This is a genomic window from Streptomyces sp. WAC03905 (assembly GCF_057371075.1).
In genome coordinates this window covers 6869327-6883086 of sequence record NZ_JBXYDZ010000003.1, presented here as the reverse complement: position 1 = coordinate 6883086, position 13760 = coordinate 6869327, and the positions used below count along the sequence as shown (strand labels likewise).

Below are 13760 nucleotides of genomic sequence, written 5' to 3'. Positions count from 1 at the left end.
CAATGCCGCCGTCTCATACCCGCAGGTAGCCCCTCGCTCATAGGCTGGTGGCCATGATGGTCCCCGCCGTTCTCCTGCTGCTCGGCGCCCTGACCGCGGTGCTCGCTCCCCGTCTGCTGGCCCGGGCCCGCTGGCCCGAACGCGAACCGGTCGTGGCCCTGTGGGTGTGGCAGTGCGTCGTCGCGGCAGTGCTGCTGTGCTTCGCACTGTCCATGCTGCTGAGCGCCGCGGCGGCCTGGCAGGCGGTCCGGGGCCGGCTCTTCGCCGTGGCTCCGCACGGGGTGGTGGACGCCTACGCCCTGGGCGCGTCCGGGGGCCCCTGGGCCGCCGGTACCGCGCTCCTCCTGGCGGGCGGGGGCCTGTGGACCGCGGCGATGCTGGCCGGGGAGGTGCTGCGGGCCCGGGCCCGGCGCCGGGCGCAGGGCAGCGAACTGCTGGAACGCGCCCCGCTGCTGCCCGGGGAGGACCCCTCGGGCGCGCGCCTCGTCGTACTGGAGGGTCCGCGGCCGGATGCCTGGTGGCTGCCGGGGGCCGCTCCTCAGCTGGTGGTCACGACGGCGGCGCTCGGCCGGCTGAAGGGAAGCCAGCTGGACGCCGTCATGGCGCACGAGCAGGGCCACGCGGCGGCCCGGCACGACTGGCTGCTGCACTGCTCGCGGGCGCTGGCCCGGGGGTTCCCGCAGGTGCCGGTGTTCGCCGCGTTCGAGGCGGAGATGCACCGGCTGGTGGAGCTGGCCGCCGACGACATGGCCTCGCGGCGGTTCGGGCGGCTGACGGTCGCGCTGGCGCTCGTCGGACTCAACGAGGACCGCGGGGTGTTCGCGGGAACCTCGGCGCCGGAGGCGCACGTACCGCAGCGGGTGCGCAGGCTGCTGTCGGCCGCTCCCCGGCTCTCGCCGGGCCGCCGGCTGCGGCTGACGGCGCTGGCCACACTGGTGCCGGCGATCCCGCTGCTGGTGGCCTTCGTACCGGGACTGAGTGCGCTGACGTAGGGGTGTCCGGCGCGGCGCGGGCCGCATCCGGTGCAAGGATCCCGGTATGCGGAACGATCACTTTCGGTGGATGGGGATCGGCTGCGCGGTGCTCGGGGCGGTGCTGACCGCCCTGGTGGTGGCCGCCTGGCAGCCGCTGCTGGCCTGGGACGAGCGGGTCGCCGGGGACCTGCACGCCCACGCCGTCGCCCATGACGGGGTCACGCGGTCCATGCGGGTGCTGTCCGACTGGGTCTGGGACCCCTGGACCATGCGGGCGCTGGCCGCGGTGGCCTGCGTCCTGTTGTGGTGGCGGGGCGACCGGGAGCGCGCCCTGCGGGTGGCGCTGGCCACGCTGGCGGCGACGGTGGTGCAGCAGGGGCTGAAGGCAGCGGTGGGCCGGGAACGTCCGGTGTGGTCGGACCCGGTGGACTCGGCGCACTTCGCGGCCTATCCCTCCGGTCACGCCCTGACGGCGACGGTGGTGTGCGGGATGTTGCTGTGGCTGGTCCCGCGCCCGGCGCCGCGATGGGCCCCGGCCGCCCGGGTCGTGGCGGGCGTCTCGGTGGTCGGCGTCGGCTTCACCCGGCTCTACCTGGGCGTGCACTGGTTCTCGGACGTCGTGGGGGGCTGGCTCCTGGGCGCGGCGCTGGTGGTCCTGGCGACGTCGGTGCCGAAGCGGCGCGGACGCGGTGGCGGGCGGCCCGGGGCTTGAGGATGCGGCGCGCCCGCCCTGGATGATCCCCCGTGTCACCCAGAGCAGGCGACCCCGTGCGCTGAGTATATTGGCTGCGAGCCAGTCAACGCAGGAGTAAGCATGTCCCCGCGCAGCGCATCGGTCAATGAAGAATTGCGCAGACGTTCCCGGGAGCGGCTGCTGCAGGCCACGGTGGAACTCGTCGCCGAGCGCGGCTACGAGGCCACGACGCTGGGCGACATCGCCGACCGGGCCGGCGCGGCGCGCGGTCTGGTCTCGTACTACTTCCCGGGCAAACGGCAGTTGCTGCAGTCGGCCGTGCACCGGCTGATGCACCTCACCCTGCAGGCCGCCCTGGAGCGGGAGCCCCGCAGCGAGGACGGACGCGAGCGGCTGGCGCGGGCCGTCGACGCGGTCCTGGGACTGGCCCGGGACGAACCCCTGCTGATGCGGACGCACATGGCGGGCATCCTCACGGCCGACGGTTTCGTGCAGTGCCCGGAGCAGCGTCGGCTTGCGGAACTGCTGCGGGACACCGTCACCCGGTACGGCTCGGCGGACGTGGACGCGGACTATCCGCTGCTGCGCGCCCTGCTGATGGGCGCGGTCGTGGCGGTGCTGCTGCCCGGGGCCCCGATGCCGGCGGTCCGGCTGCGCGCCGAGCTGTTCCAGCGCTACGGGCTGGAGTGGGAGCTGGGCGTCCCGCCGGACGGGGGACCGCCCGGCGGAACGTTTCCCTCACACCTCTGACCTCATGCGGTTCAGTGGTACTCGGGCTGGGTCTGCACGTTGAGCCGGTCCATGCGGACCCGTTCGGCGCTGTCGGTGCGCCGGTCGTCGAGCCGGAGCACGTCGAGGCCCTTGGTGATGTCGTTCGAGTAGATGTGGCCGTTGTAGTAGTAGGCCGACCAGGACCCGCCGAGGCCGAGCCGGTCCGTCGTCAGCGGTCCGCGCTCGAAGTAGGCGATCTCCTTGGGGCGGTCGGAGTCGGTGAACTCCCAGACCGAGACGCCGCCCTGGTACCAGGCCTGCACCATGATGTCGCGGCCGCCGCCGACCGGGACCAGCGAGCCGTTGTGGGCGACGCAGTTCTCGGTGTCCGCCTGGTGGCGCGGGATCTTGAAGTAGCTGCGGAAGGACAGCTTGCGCTGGTCGCCGCGGCCGGTGATGTCGTAGATCCCGTCGGCGCCCCGGTCGGGGCCGGTGGCCTCGTTGCAGGTGGCGCCGCCACCGCCGCCGAGCTCGTCGGTGAACACCACCTTGTTCGCCCGCTCGTTGAAGGTGGCCGAGTGCCAGAACGCGAAGTTCACGTTGTCCTGGACCCGGTCGATGACGCGCGGCTGCTCGGGCCGGCTGATGTCGAAGAGGATGCCGTCGCCCATGCAGGCGCCGGCGGCCAGGTCCTTCGACGGCAGCACGGTGATGTCGTGGCAGCCGGTGGTCTTGGAGACGCCGGGGTGGGTGGGCGCGCCCGGGTTGCCGCCGTCCGGGAAGAGGACCGGGAAGGCCACGACCGCTGCCTTCGTCGGCGTCTTCCTCGGGACCTTGACCACGGAGATGCCGTCGTGCGGCGGTTGGCAGTCGGGGAAGGCCTCGCTCGGTGAGTAGGAGGCGACGTAGAGGTAGATGTCCTTGCGGCCCGGGACCAGGGTGTGGGTGTGGGACCCGCAGGCCGTCTCGACGGACTTGACGTACCGGGGGTTCTTCTTGTCCTTGATGTCGAAGATCTTGATGCCCTCCCACGAGGACTTCTCCGTCGCGGGCTGCGAGACGCTGTTGCAGGAGTCGTCGCTGCGGGAGGAGTCGGTGGAGAGGAAGAGCAGGTCGCCGTCGACGGAGATGTCGTTCTGCCCGCCGGGGCAGAGCACCTCGGTGACCTTCTTCGGCGCCTTCGGGTTGGCGATGTCGTAGATCGTGAAGCCGTTGTAGCTGCCCGCGTAGGCGTACTTGCCCTGGAACGCGATGTCCGAGTTGATCACGGTGGGGTCGGTGGAAGGGATGTTGGCCAAGGGTTTGATGTTGGCGCTGTGCACGATCTCGTCCTGGCCGGGGATGTCGCCCGGGGCGAGTTCGCCGCCGCCGGGAGGGGCGGTGCTCTGATGATTGCCGTGGCCAGGGGTCAGGTCGCCCGGGTCGGGGGTGGCGGCCGCCGGTCCGGCCGCCAGGAGGGTGGTGAGGAGACCGGCCGCCGCGGCGACCACCCCCACCCTCCGCCGGTGCGCTCTCCTGGTGTGGAGCGAGGTCACTGTGCCTCCCATGGAAGCCCGATCGGTTCCTTCCGCAGGGGAACGGAACCAGGACCCCGGCAGTATCTTCCCTTCATGGACATGGCAAAAGACCTCCGGGGCCGTGTGGCCCGGACCGTGCGGCCCCTCCGGTCGGCCGCGGCGATGGCGACCGCCGGCCTCCTTCTGACCCTCCCCGCATGCCAGGACGACGGGACGGACCGGGCCGACGACGGGCGGGCGTCGGTCGTCGCGCCCGGCCGGCCCGGCGAGAAGTCACGCACCCTCACCCCCGAACAGGCCGCCAGGGCCAAACCCGACGACAGCCCGAACGCCGCCGACCACTCCTACGTGCAGCGGATGATCGAACACCACCGGCAGGCGCTGACGATGAGCGCGCTGGCACCCGAACGGGCCTCTGCGGACCCGGTCAAACGGCTCGCCGAGCGGATCACGGCCGGACAGAAGCCCGAAATCGGCGCGATGCAGAAGTGGTTGGACCGCCATCCGGCACCGCCGTCCGGCACCGGCGGCCCCTCGGACGCGTCCTCCGGCGCTCCCTCGGCGGGTCACGACCACGGCCGTGCCCAGGGCCATGGTGCGATGCCGGGCATGGCGACCGAACAGCAGCTGAAGGAGCTGACCGACGCCAGGGGGGCCGACTTCGACCGGCTCTTCCTCACACTGATGACCGCCCACCACGAGGGGGCCCTGACCATGGCGGGCGAGGCGCTCGCCGGTGGCAACGACCCGGCCGTCGAGGAGATGGCCAACGAGGTGGTGGCCACGCAGAGCGCCGAGATCCACCGGATGCGCGCGATGGGCTGACGGGACCGGGGCCCGGTGTCATGCTGGGACCACCTGCGGGAGGAGTTCCGCCGTGCTTCGTGTCGCCGTCGTCGGATCGGGCCCCAGCGGGGTCTACGCGGCCCAGACGCTGGTCCAGCAGCGCGAGGTGCCGGGGGTGCGGGTCGACGTACTGGACCGGCTGCCCGCACCGTACGGCCTCGTGCGCTACGGGGTCGCACCGGACCACGAGAAGATCAAGTCGTTGCAGGGCAGCCTGCGCACCGTGCTGGAGGACGAGCGGATCCGCTTCCTCGGGCACGTCGAGGTCGGCGGGGCCGCCCTGCCCACGACCCGGCTGCTGGAGCTCTACCACGCGGTCGTGTACTGCGTGGGTGCGGCGCGGGACCGGATGCTGGGGATCCCCGGCGAGGACCTGGCCGGGGTGCGTTCCGCGACGGACTTCGTGTCCTGGTACAGCGGGCACCCGGACAGCGCCGGCGAGGCCTTCGACCTGTCGGGAGTCGATGCGGCGGTGGTGATCGGGGCGGGCAACGTCGCGGTGGACGTGACCCGGATCCTGGCCCGCGGCCCGGCCGAGCTGGCCCCGACGGACATGCCGCAGCCGGCGCTCGGCGCGTTCGCGTCCAGTGGGCTGCGGGAGGTGTCGATGGTGGCCCGGCGCGGGCCCTCGCAGGGCAGGTTCACCACCAAGGAGTTGCGCGAACTGGGCACGCTGCCGGGCGTGGACGCCCGGGTGGACCCGGCCGAGCTGACGCTGGACCCCCTGTACGCCGATCCGGCCGCGGCCGCCGCGCTGCCCGCGGTGGCGCGGCGCAACCTGGAGGTGCTGCGCGGCTGGGCCGGACAGGCCCCGGCCGGGGGGCCGCGCCGCATCGCGCTGCGGTTCTACCTGCGCCCCGTGGAGATCCTCGGCGGGCCCGGCGGGCGGGTCGCGGCGGTGCGCTTCGAGCGGACCGCCCCCGACGGCCGGGGCGGGGTGACCGGGACGGGGATCCACGAGGACGTCGGGGCGCGGCTGGTGCTGCGCTCGGTGGGCTACAGGGGCCTGCCGCCGGCCGGGCTGCCCTTCGACCCGGAAAAGGGCACGGTCCCGCACGCGGCCGGCCGGGTGCTGCGGGCGGGCCGGGCCTCGGTCGGGGAGTACGTGGCGGGCTGGATCAAGCGCGGCCCGACCGGGGTGATCGGCACGAACCGCCCCTGCGCGAAGGAGACCGCGTCCTCGCTGCTCCAGGACGCGGGAGCGCTGGCCCGGCGGGAGCTGCCCGGGGACCCGCTGGACGCCCTGCGCGCAGCCGGCCTGCGCCCGGTGGAGTGGCCGGGCTGGCTGGCCATCGAGTCGGCCGAGGCCGACCTGGGGCGTTCCCTGGGCCGCCGCTCCGTGAAGATCCCCGACTGGCCGGGCCTGCTGGGCGCGGCCGGCGCCGGCCCGGCGTAGCGGGTGTCGGCCGCCCGCAAGCCTCTGGGGGCGTAGCGGGGAACGGGGCGGCCCGGGGGCCGGCCGCCGGGGCGGGCGGGGCGCCCCGAAAATGGGACGGTGAACGCGAAGACGTGGATGGACAGTGAGTCCGTGGAGACCCTGCTGGCGCTGCTGGAGCAGGCGGCCCGGCTGCCGGCGCAGGACGCGCGGCGGCGCCGCATCGAGGGGGCCGCCAAGAAGCTCATCCGGAGCGGCCGCCGCGACCGCCGTGCCCTGGCGCGCGTACGCGACCGGGAGATCGACGCCACGCTCCTCGCCGCCACCGCCACCGGGGCCCGCGACCGGGTCATGGACACGCCGCTGCCCGTCCGGTCCACCGGACCGCGGCAGTTGGCGGGAGCCCCGCACGGTGCCGAGCCGGCGGCCGCCCTGGGTGTCCTGCGCCGCGGCCAGCGCTGCTACGTCTGCAAGGCCCCGTACCGGGACGTCCACCCGTTCTACCACCGGCTGTGCACACCGTGCGCCGAGGTCAACCTCGAACAGCGCACCGCACGCACCGACCTGACCGGCCGCCGCGCGCTGCTCACCGGGGGCCGCGTGAAGATCGGGCACGAGCTGGCCCTGATGCTGCTCCGTGACGGCGCCGATCTGACCGTCACCACCCGGTTCCCCCGCGATGCCGCCGCCCGTTTCGCCGCGGCCCCGGACCGGGACCGGTGGTGGAACCGGCTGTCCATAGCGGCGTTGGACCTGCGCGACCCGCGTCAGGTGCTGGCCTTCACCGACCGGGAGCTGGCCGGGGCCCGCCCGCTGGACATCCTCGTCAACAACGCGGCCCAGACCCTGCGCCGCGCCCCCGGGGCGTACGCGGCCCTGGCCAGCGGTGAGGCCGCTGCCACTGGTGGGGCCGCGGCCGGGCTGCCCGCCGTCCGGCACTGGGCGGCCCCGGGGTTCGTGGTGCCCGGCAGCGCGCGCCCGGCCCTCGCCACGGGCGGCCCGGCGGCCCCGACCGCCCCCGGTGTGCCCGAGGGCATCGGCGGCGCGGTGGACGCGGCCGGCCTCCTGCCGGACGGCGCCCCGGTGAACTCCTGGACGCTTCAGCTCGGCCAGATCGGCGCCGCCGAGCTGATCGAGGTGCAACTCGTCAACGCTGTCGCGCCGTTCCTCCTCGCCGACCGGCTGATGCCACTGATCGAGGCCTCGCCGCACCCCACCCGCTACCTGATCAACGTCTCCGCCGTGGAGGGCCAGTTCGGAGCGCCCAACAAGTCGCCCGACCACCCGCACACCAACATGGCCAAGGCCGCCCTGAACATGCTCACCCGCACCAGCGCGTCCGCTCTCGCCGCACGCGGCATCCACTGCTGCTCGGTCGACACCGGATGGGTCACGGACGAGAAGCCCGCGGCGGCCCGCGCACGACACGCGGCGACCGGCTGGAGGCCGCCGCTGGACGTCGTCGACGGCGCGGCACGCATCTACCACCCGATCCGCGAGGGCGAGGCGGGCCGGCCCGTGCACGCGGTGTTCCTCAAGGACTACCGCCCTGCCGCCTGGTAGCCCTGCCGGTCCCCCGGGCCCGCCGGCCGCCCGCGGCGGACGTCAGGGCGTGAGCCGTGAGGCCTCGGCCGCGGCCGCCGTCAGGACGCTGTCGAGGAGGCCGGGGAAGAGCTCCTCCAGGTCCTCCCGGCGCAGGGCGTTGAGCTTCGTGGTGCCCCGGTAGGCCTGGCGTACGACGCCGCTCTCCCGCAGGACGCGGAAGTGGTGGGTGGTCGTGGACTTGGTGACCGGCAGGTCGAAGTGCGAGCAGGCCAGGTCGTCCGCCGAGCCGGCCAGGTCCAGGACGATGGAGAGCCGCACCGGGTCCGAGAGGGCGTGCAGCACCCCTTCCAGGCGGATCTCGGCCGCCTCCGGGTGGGCCAGGGTGCGGGAGGTGTCCCGATCCGTCATGTCCCTGCTCCACTCAGTCGGCTTGGGTCCGGGCCCCCATGGTACGAGAGCTGTCGAAGGAGGCAGGAAGGTCGGGGAAATCGGCGGAAACGGGCGGGTGCGGCCGCGGCTCCGGGCCCCGGCCGCACCGCCGTCACCAGGACCGGTGGTACTGCTCGGGCGTACGGACCTCCGCGCCCAGCTCCTCGGCCGCGCGGCGGGCCCAGTACGGGTCGCGCAGCAGCTCGCGGCCCAGCAGCACCGCGTCGGCCTCGCCGTTCGCCAGGATCTTCTCGGCCTGCTCAGGTTCCGTGATCAGGCCGACGGCGGCCACGGGGAGGGTCGTCTCGTTCTTCACCCGGGCGGCGAACGGCACCTGGTAGCCCGGGCCGACCGGGATGTCCACCCCCGGGGCGAGGCCGCCGGTGGAGACGTCGAGCAGGTCCACGCCGTGCTCCTCGAGCAGCCCGGCCAGGCGTACGGTCTCGTCGGCGGTCCAGCCGTCCGCCTCCAGCCAGTCGGTGGCGGAGATCCGGAAGAACAGCGGGAGTTCCTCGGGCCACACGGCCCGGACGGCGTCCACGACCTCCAGGGCGAAGCGGGTCCGGTTCTCGAAGGAGCCGCCGTAGGAGTCGGTGCGCCGGTTGCTGTGCGGGGAGAGGAACTCGCCGATGAGGTAGCCGTGGGCGCCGTGGATCTCGACGACCTCGTAGCCGGCGGCGAGCGCGCGCCGCGCGGCGGCCGCGAACTGGCCGGTGATCTCGGCGATCTCGGCGACCGTCAGCTCGGACGGGACCGGGTGGCCCTCGGCGAACGGCACGGCGCTGGGGGCGACCGGCTGCCATCCGTGGGCGTCGGCGCCGACCGGTGCGCCGCCCTTCCAGGTCCGGTCGGTGGACGCCTTGCGCCCGGCGTGGGCGATCTGGATGCCCGGGACGGTGCCCCGGGCCTTGAGGAAGCCGGTGATCCGGCGGAGGGCCTCGACCTGGGTGTCGTTCCAGATGCCGAGGTCGTAGGGGGAGATCCGGCCCTCCGGGGAGACCGCGGTGGCCTCCTGGATGATCAGGCCGGTGCCGCCGACCGCGCGGGCCGCGTAGTGGGCGAAGTGCCAGTCGTGGGCCACGCCGGCGTTCGGCCCGAAGGCCTCGGCGCTGTACTGGCACATCGCGGCCATCCACACCCGGTTGGGCACGGTGACCGATCGCAGGGCGTACGGCTCGAACAGGGCGGCGAAGGCGGCGGGTACGGCGGGGGCAGCACTCATCGGGGCTCTCCAGAGGTCACCGGGCGCGCCGGGATCGGCGGCTAAGTACGAGGATCACCATACTACGAACCCCGTCGTACTACGAGACCTCTCGTACAAGTGCGTCGAGCTCCGCGCGCAGCGCCCCGGCCAGCGCCGCCAGGTCCGGAACGGCGGCGGCGTCGGCGACCAGTCCGTAGTGGACCGTCCCCTTGTACGTGGAGACCGCGACCGCGAGGGACTGGCCGCGGGCCAGCGGGGCGAACGGGTAGACCTCGTGGACCCGGCTGCCACCGAGGGAGAAGGTGAGCCCGGGCAGCGGGACGCTGGTGACGAGGATGTCGTAGAGCAACCGGGCCGCATGGGCGACGAGGGGCCCGCCGAGCCGGTGGCCGAGCGGGTGGACGTGGTCCGCGAGGAGGGCGACGGCCCCCGCGCCCCGGGCGGGCCCGGCGTCCTTGTTGCGGTCCATGCCGGCGCGCACGTGGTCCAGCCGGCGCAGCGCGTCGGGCTCGGCGAGCGGCAGCCGGAGCAGGTAGCCGGAGAGGCGGTTCCCGGCACCCTCCGACCCGCGGGGTCCTCGGCGGCGGGACACCGGGATCAGGGCCCGCGGTCCGGCCCCCAGGGGTTCGGGGTCCCCGCGTTGTGCGAGCCAGCGCCGCAGGGCGCCCGCGACCAGGGTGATCAGCACGTCGTTGACGGTGCCGCCGGCTCCCTTGCGGATGAGGTTGACCTCGTCCAGGTCGAGGGCGAGTCCGGCGACGGTACGGGTGCCCGCGCCGACGGGGTCGGCCGTCAGTGCGGCCGGGACCCCGAGCGGCAGGCCGCCGCGGGCCACGGCGGCGCCGATCTCCAGGGCCTGGCCGACGCCCTGGACCCGGGCGGCCAGTGCGCCGGGGAGCCGGCTCAGGACGGTGCCGGCCCGCTGGCCGGGGACGGGGCGGGCGGGCGCCCGCGGCTCCGGGACCCCGTCGAACAGCGCGGCCGCGAGGGCGAGGGCGCCCAGGCCGTCGGCGAGGGCGTGGTGGAACTTGAAGAGCACGGCGAAGGTGTCCGGATCGGGCCCGGCCAGGACGTGCGCCTCCCACGGTGGCAGTTCCCGGTCCAGCGGCCGGGCCATCAGCGGGCCGGCGGCCTCGTGCACGCAGGTGCGGTCCGTGCGGACGAGGAAGACGTGCCGCGCCGGGTCGAAGCCGGGGTCCGGCGACCAGGCGGCGGCGCCGAGCGGCAGCAGGACGTCCCGGATCCGGCGGCGCAGGCCCGGCACGGCGGCGCAGCGCGCGGCCAGGAGGGCGGCGGCCCGCTCGGCGGCGGCGTGCCCGTCGCCCGGACCGGGGTGCCCGGCGGTGCGGAAGACGGCGAGGGCTCCCAGGTGCATGGGGTGGTCGGCGGATTCCATCCGCCAGAAGGCGAGATCGAGCGGAGACAGGTGCTCGGTGGCCACATACGTCCTCTCACGTGCGGCTGCAGTGGCTTGAAGTCAACCCATCGCGAACACCCCTATGCAAGGCGCAATCATTTCCCGGCGGTAAATGATCGGTATAGATCATCCGAAGTGAGCTGCGCCGCGTTCACCGGGCCCCTGTCGGTGGGCGGGTGCAGACTGGCCGGAAAGACGCTGCGAGAAGGACGATCCTGCCCGCCGAGAAAGCCCGGAGGTGCCGGCCATGGCCGAGGTACTGCTGCTCGTGGGAACCCGCAAGGGACTGTTCATCGGCCGTCGCCGCGGCGACGGGCCGTGGGAGTTCGGCGGGCCCCACTTCAACGCCCAGGCCGTCTACGCGGTCGCCGTCGACCGGCGGGGGCCGGCCCCGCGGCTGCTGGTCGGCGGGGACAGCGCCCACTGGGGACCGTCCGTCTTCAGCTCCGACGACCTGGGGGCGACCTGGCGGGAACCGGCCAGGGCCGCCGTGAAGTTCCCCCAAGACACCGGCGCCTCGCTGGAGCGGGTCTGGCAGCTCCAGCCGGCCGGGGCGGAGGCCCCCGACGTGGTGTACGCGGGCACGGAGCCGGCGGCGCTGTTCCGTTCGACGGACCGGGGCGAGTCCTTCGAGCTGGTCCGCCCGCTGTGGGAGCACCCGAGCCGCGGCAAGTGGCAGCCGGGCGGCGGCGGCGAGGGCCTGCACACCGTGATCACCACTCCCGGCGACCCGGACGCGGTGACGGTGGCCGTCTCCACGGCCGGGGTGTTCCGGACCAAGGACGGCGGGGCCAGCTGGGAGCCGTCCAACCAGGGGGTCTCGGCGGTGTTCCTGCCGGACCCGAACCCCGAGTTCGGCCAGTGCGTGCACAAGATCGCCCAGGACGCCGGCGACACGGACCGGCTGTACCTGCAGAACCACTGGGGCGTCTACCGCAGCGACGACGCGGGGACCCGCTGGACCGACATCGGCGGCGGGCTGCCCTCCGACTTCGGCTTCGCGGTGGCGGCCCATCCGCACCGGCCGGACACCGCGTACGTCTTCCCGCTGAACGCCGACTCCGACCGGGTCCCGGCCGAACACCGGTGCCGGGTCTTCCGCACCCGGGACGCGGGCGCCACCTGGGAGCCCCTGACGCGCGGACTGCCGGACGCCGACCACTACGGCACGGTGCTGCGGGACGCGCTCTGCACGGACGACGCGGACCCGGCGGGCGTCTACTTCGGCAACCGCAACGGCGAGCTGTACGCCAGCCACGACGACGGCGACAGCTGGCAGTTGCTCGCCGAGCACCTGCCGGACGTCCTGTGTGTGCGGGCGGCGACGATCGGCCAGTAGACTGATCCACCGTGGCAGCACGACCGTTGAACGAGATCGTCGAGCCGGGCTGGGCCCGTGCTCTGGAGCCGGTTGCGACGCAGATCGCCGCGATGGGCGACTTCCTGCGGGCCGAGATCGCGGCGGGGAGGACGTACGTCCCCGCCGGGGCGCATGTGCTGCGCGCCTTCCAGCAGCCCTTCGACGAGGTCAAGGTCCTCATCGTCGGCCAGGATCCGTACCCCACCCCGGGGCACGCGGTGGGCCTGTCCTTCTCGGTGGCACCTGACGTACGGCCGGTGCCGCCGAGCCTGGACAACATCTTCCTGGAGATGCACCGGGACATAGGCACCGGGCGGCCCGCCAACGGCGACCTCACCCCGTGGACCCGGCAGGGCGTGCTGCTGCTCAACCGTTCGCTCACGACGGCGCCCCGCCGTTCGAACGCGCACCAGGGCAAGGGCTGGGAGGCGGTCACCGACCAGGCGATCCGGGCCCTGGCGGCGCGCGGCAAGCCGCTGGTGTCCATCCTGTGGGGACGGGCGGCCCGCAACCTGCGCCCGCTGCTCGGCGAGCTGCCGGTGGTGGAGTCCTCGCACCCCTCCCCCAAGTCGGCGGACTACGGCTTCTTCGGCTCGCGGCCGTTCAGCAGGACGAACGAGCTGCTGGTGGGCCAGGGTGCACAGCCTGTGGACTGGCGCTTGCCGTCCGTCAGTTGATCGTATCTGCAATTCAGCGGATAAATACGGACAGATGCGGCACGAGAAGGCCCTGCCCGAACACCTTGTTCCGATAAGCCAGTAGCATGCGGCGCCATGAGCTCCCCCACTGGCCCCGCAAATGGCCTGCCCGTACGAATGCCGCGACCCCGCCCGACCGGACGGCACCGCCGGCCCGAGCCCGCGGCGGCGCCCGAGGGCGCGCCCGCGCTGGTGCTCGCCGTGCCCGGTGCGCCCTCGGCCGCCTCGCGGGGGCTGGCGGAAGAGATCATCAGCATCGGCCGCTCCGAGCTGCCGGGCCTCGACGCCCGCATCGGTTTCCTCGAGGGTGACGACGCCTCCGAGTTCCCGTCCCTGTCCGGCGTGCTGAGCGCCGTCGCGGCCGACCGGACCGCGCGCGCGGAGTTCGCGCGCGCCGCCGGCCACGAGGTGCCCGAGCAGACCGGCCCGGACGCCGTGGTCGTCCCGCTGCTGGCCGGCCCGGACAGCGACCTGCTGCGCCGGATGCGCCAGGCGCTGATGGACTCCTCCGCCGCCGCCGAACTGGCCGACGTCCTCGGCCCGCACCCGCTGCTGGCCGAGGGCCTGCACGTGCGGCTGTCCGAGGCCGGTCTGGCCCGCGCCGACCGCGCCCGCCTCTTCACCGTGACCACCGCCGCCGACGGCATCGTCCTGGCCACCACGGGTGGCGAGGAGGCCGTCCAGGCCGCCGGGATCACGGGCATGCTGCTCGCCGCCCGGCTCGCCGTGCCCGTCCAGGCCGCGGCGCTCGACCAGGAGGGCTCGGTGGCCGCGGTCGCCGAACAGCTGCGCCGCGAGGGCTCCACGCAGCTCGCGCTGGCTCCTTACCTGATCGGTCCGGAGGCCGCGGACGGGCTGCTGGACACCGCCTGCAAGGAGGCGGACTGCGCCACCGCCGAGGTGCTCGGCGCCTACCCGGCCCTCGGCAAGCTGGCCGTCGCGCAGTACACGGCGGCGCTGGGGATCCCCCAGGGCACCCCTGCGCACTGA

At 74.1% G+C, this 13760-nt stretch carries 13 protein-coding genes; 9 read left to right on the top strand and 4 right to left on the bottom strand.

Annotated elements, in window-relative coordinates:
• Nucleotides 1-53: 53 nt before the first annotated feature.
• The 3 genes from AC2RP6_RS33520 to AC2RP6_RS33510 all read left to right on the top strand — a co-directional run bounded on the left by AC2RP6_RS33520 (nucleotide 54) and on the right by AC2RP6_RS33510 (nucleotide 2418).
• Nucleotides 54-992, top strand: a complete 939-nt coding sequence (locus tag AC2RP6_RS33520) for a M56 family metallopeptidase (protein WP_486449588.1) — start codon at nucleotides 54-56, stop codon at nucleotides 990-992.
• Nucleotides 993-1038: 46 nt separating this feature from the next.
• On the top strand, nucleotides 1039-1686 hold the full coding sequence (locus AC2RP6_RS33515; RefSeq protein WP_486449587.1) for a phosphatase PAP2 family protein: 648 nt from the start codon (nucleotides 1039-1041) through the stop codon (nucleotides 1684-1686).
• Nucleotides 1687-1788: 102 nt separating this feature from the next.
• Nucleotides 1789-2418 (top strand): TetR/AcrR family transcriptional regulator, encoded by a 630-nt coding sequence (locus AC2RP6_RS33510; RefSeq protein ID WP_486449586.1) that lies wholly within the window; start codon nucleotides 1789-1791, stop codon nucleotides 2416-2418.
• A gap of 11 nt (nucleotides 2419-2429) precedes the next feature.
• Here the strand turns inward: AC2RP6_RS33510 and AC2RP6_RS33505 are convergent, their stop codons facing one another.
• Complete coding sequence (locus tag AC2RP6_RS33505) at nucleotides 2430-3926, bottom strand: LVIVD repeat-containing protein (protein ID WP_486449585.1); 1497 nt, start codon at nucleotides 3924-3926, stop codon at nucleotides 2430-2432.
• Between the two features lie 69 nt (nucleotides 3927-3995).
• On the opposite strand from AC2RP6_RS33505, the gene AC2RP6_RS33500 reads away from it, so the two are divergent.
• The 3 genes from AC2RP6_RS33500 (at nucleotide 3996) to AC2RP6_RS33490 (ending at nucleotide 7680) form a co-directional block, all read left to right on the top strand.
• Nucleotides 3996-4721 (top strand): DUF305 domain-containing protein, encoded by a 726-nt coding sequence (locus AC2RP6_RS33500; RefSeq protein WP_486450539.1) that lies wholly within the window; start codon nucleotides 3996-3998, stop codon nucleotides 4719-4721.
• A 52-nt stretch (nucleotides 4722-4773) separates the two neighbouring features.
• The gene (locus tag AC2RP6_RS33495; protein WP_486449584.1) at nucleotides 4774-6138 is read left to right on the top strand and encodes an FAD-dependent oxidoreductase; all 1365 of its coding nucleotides are present in this window, start codon (nucleotides 4774-4776) and stop codon (nucleotides 6136-6138) included.
• A 99-nt stretch (nucleotides 6139-6237) separates the two neighbouring features.
• A complete protein-coding gene (locus AC2RP6_RS33490) occupies nucleotides 6238-7680 on the top strand; it encodes an SDR family NAD(P)-dependent oxidoreductase (protein ID WP_486449583.1) in 1443 nt (480 codons plus the stop codon).
• Nucleotides 7681-7722: 42 nt separating this feature from the next.
• On the opposite strand, the gene AC2RP6_RS33485 is transcribed toward AC2RP6_RS33490, so the two are convergent.
• From AC2RP6_RS33485 to AC2RP6_RS33475, 3 genes are all read right to left on the bottom strand, one after another.
• The gene (locus AC2RP6_RS33485) at nucleotides 7723-8070 is read right to left on the bottom strand and encodes an ArsR/SmtB family transcription factor (protein WP_486449582.1); all 348 of its coding nucleotides are present in this window, start codon (nucleotides 8068-8070) and stop codon (nucleotides 7723-7725) included.
• 133 nt (nucleotides 8071-8203) lie between these two features.
• On the bottom strand, nucleotides 8204-9313 hold the full coding sequence (locus AC2RP6_RS33480; protein WP_486449581.1) for an NADH:flavin oxidoreductase/NADH oxidase: 1110 nt from the start codon (nucleotides 9311-9313) through the stop codon (nucleotides 8204-8206).
• A gap of 79 nt (nucleotides 9314-9392) precedes the next feature.
• Entirely contained in the window at nucleotides 9393-10736 is a 1344-nt protein-coding gene (locus tag AC2RP6_RS33475) for a wax ester/triacylglycerol synthase family O-acyltransferase (RefSeq protein ID WP_486449580.1), read from the bottom strand.
• A gap of 223 nt (nucleotides 10737-10959) precedes the next feature.
• On the opposite strand from AC2RP6_RS33475, the gene AC2RP6_RS33470 reads away from it, so the two are divergent.
• The 3 genes from AC2RP6_RS33470 to AC2RP6_RS33460 all read left to right on the top strand — a co-directional run bounded on the left by AC2RP6_RS33470 (nucleotide 10960) and on the right by AC2RP6_RS33460 (nucleotide 13760).
• Nucleotides 10960-12051 (top strand): WD40/YVTN/BNR-like repeat-containing protein, encoded by a 1092-nt coding sequence (locus tag AC2RP6_RS33470; protein WP_486449579.1) that lies wholly within the window; start codon nucleotides 10960-10962, stop codon nucleotides 12049-12051.
• A gap of 11 nt (nucleotides 12052-12062) precedes the next feature.
• Nucleotides 12063-12749 (top strand): uracil-DNA glycosylase, encoded by a 687-nt coding sequence (locus AC2RP6_RS33465; protein ID WP_486449578.1) that lies wholly within the window; start codon nucleotides 12063-12065, stop codon nucleotides 12747-12749.
• A 96-nt stretch (nucleotides 12750-12845) separates the two neighbouring features.
• The gene (locus tag AC2RP6_RS33460; RefSeq protein WP_486449577.1) at nucleotides 12846-13760 is read left to right on the top strand and encodes a sirohydrochlorin chelatase; all 915 of its coding nucleotides are present in this window, start codon (nucleotides 12846-12848) and stop codon (nucleotides 13758-13760) included.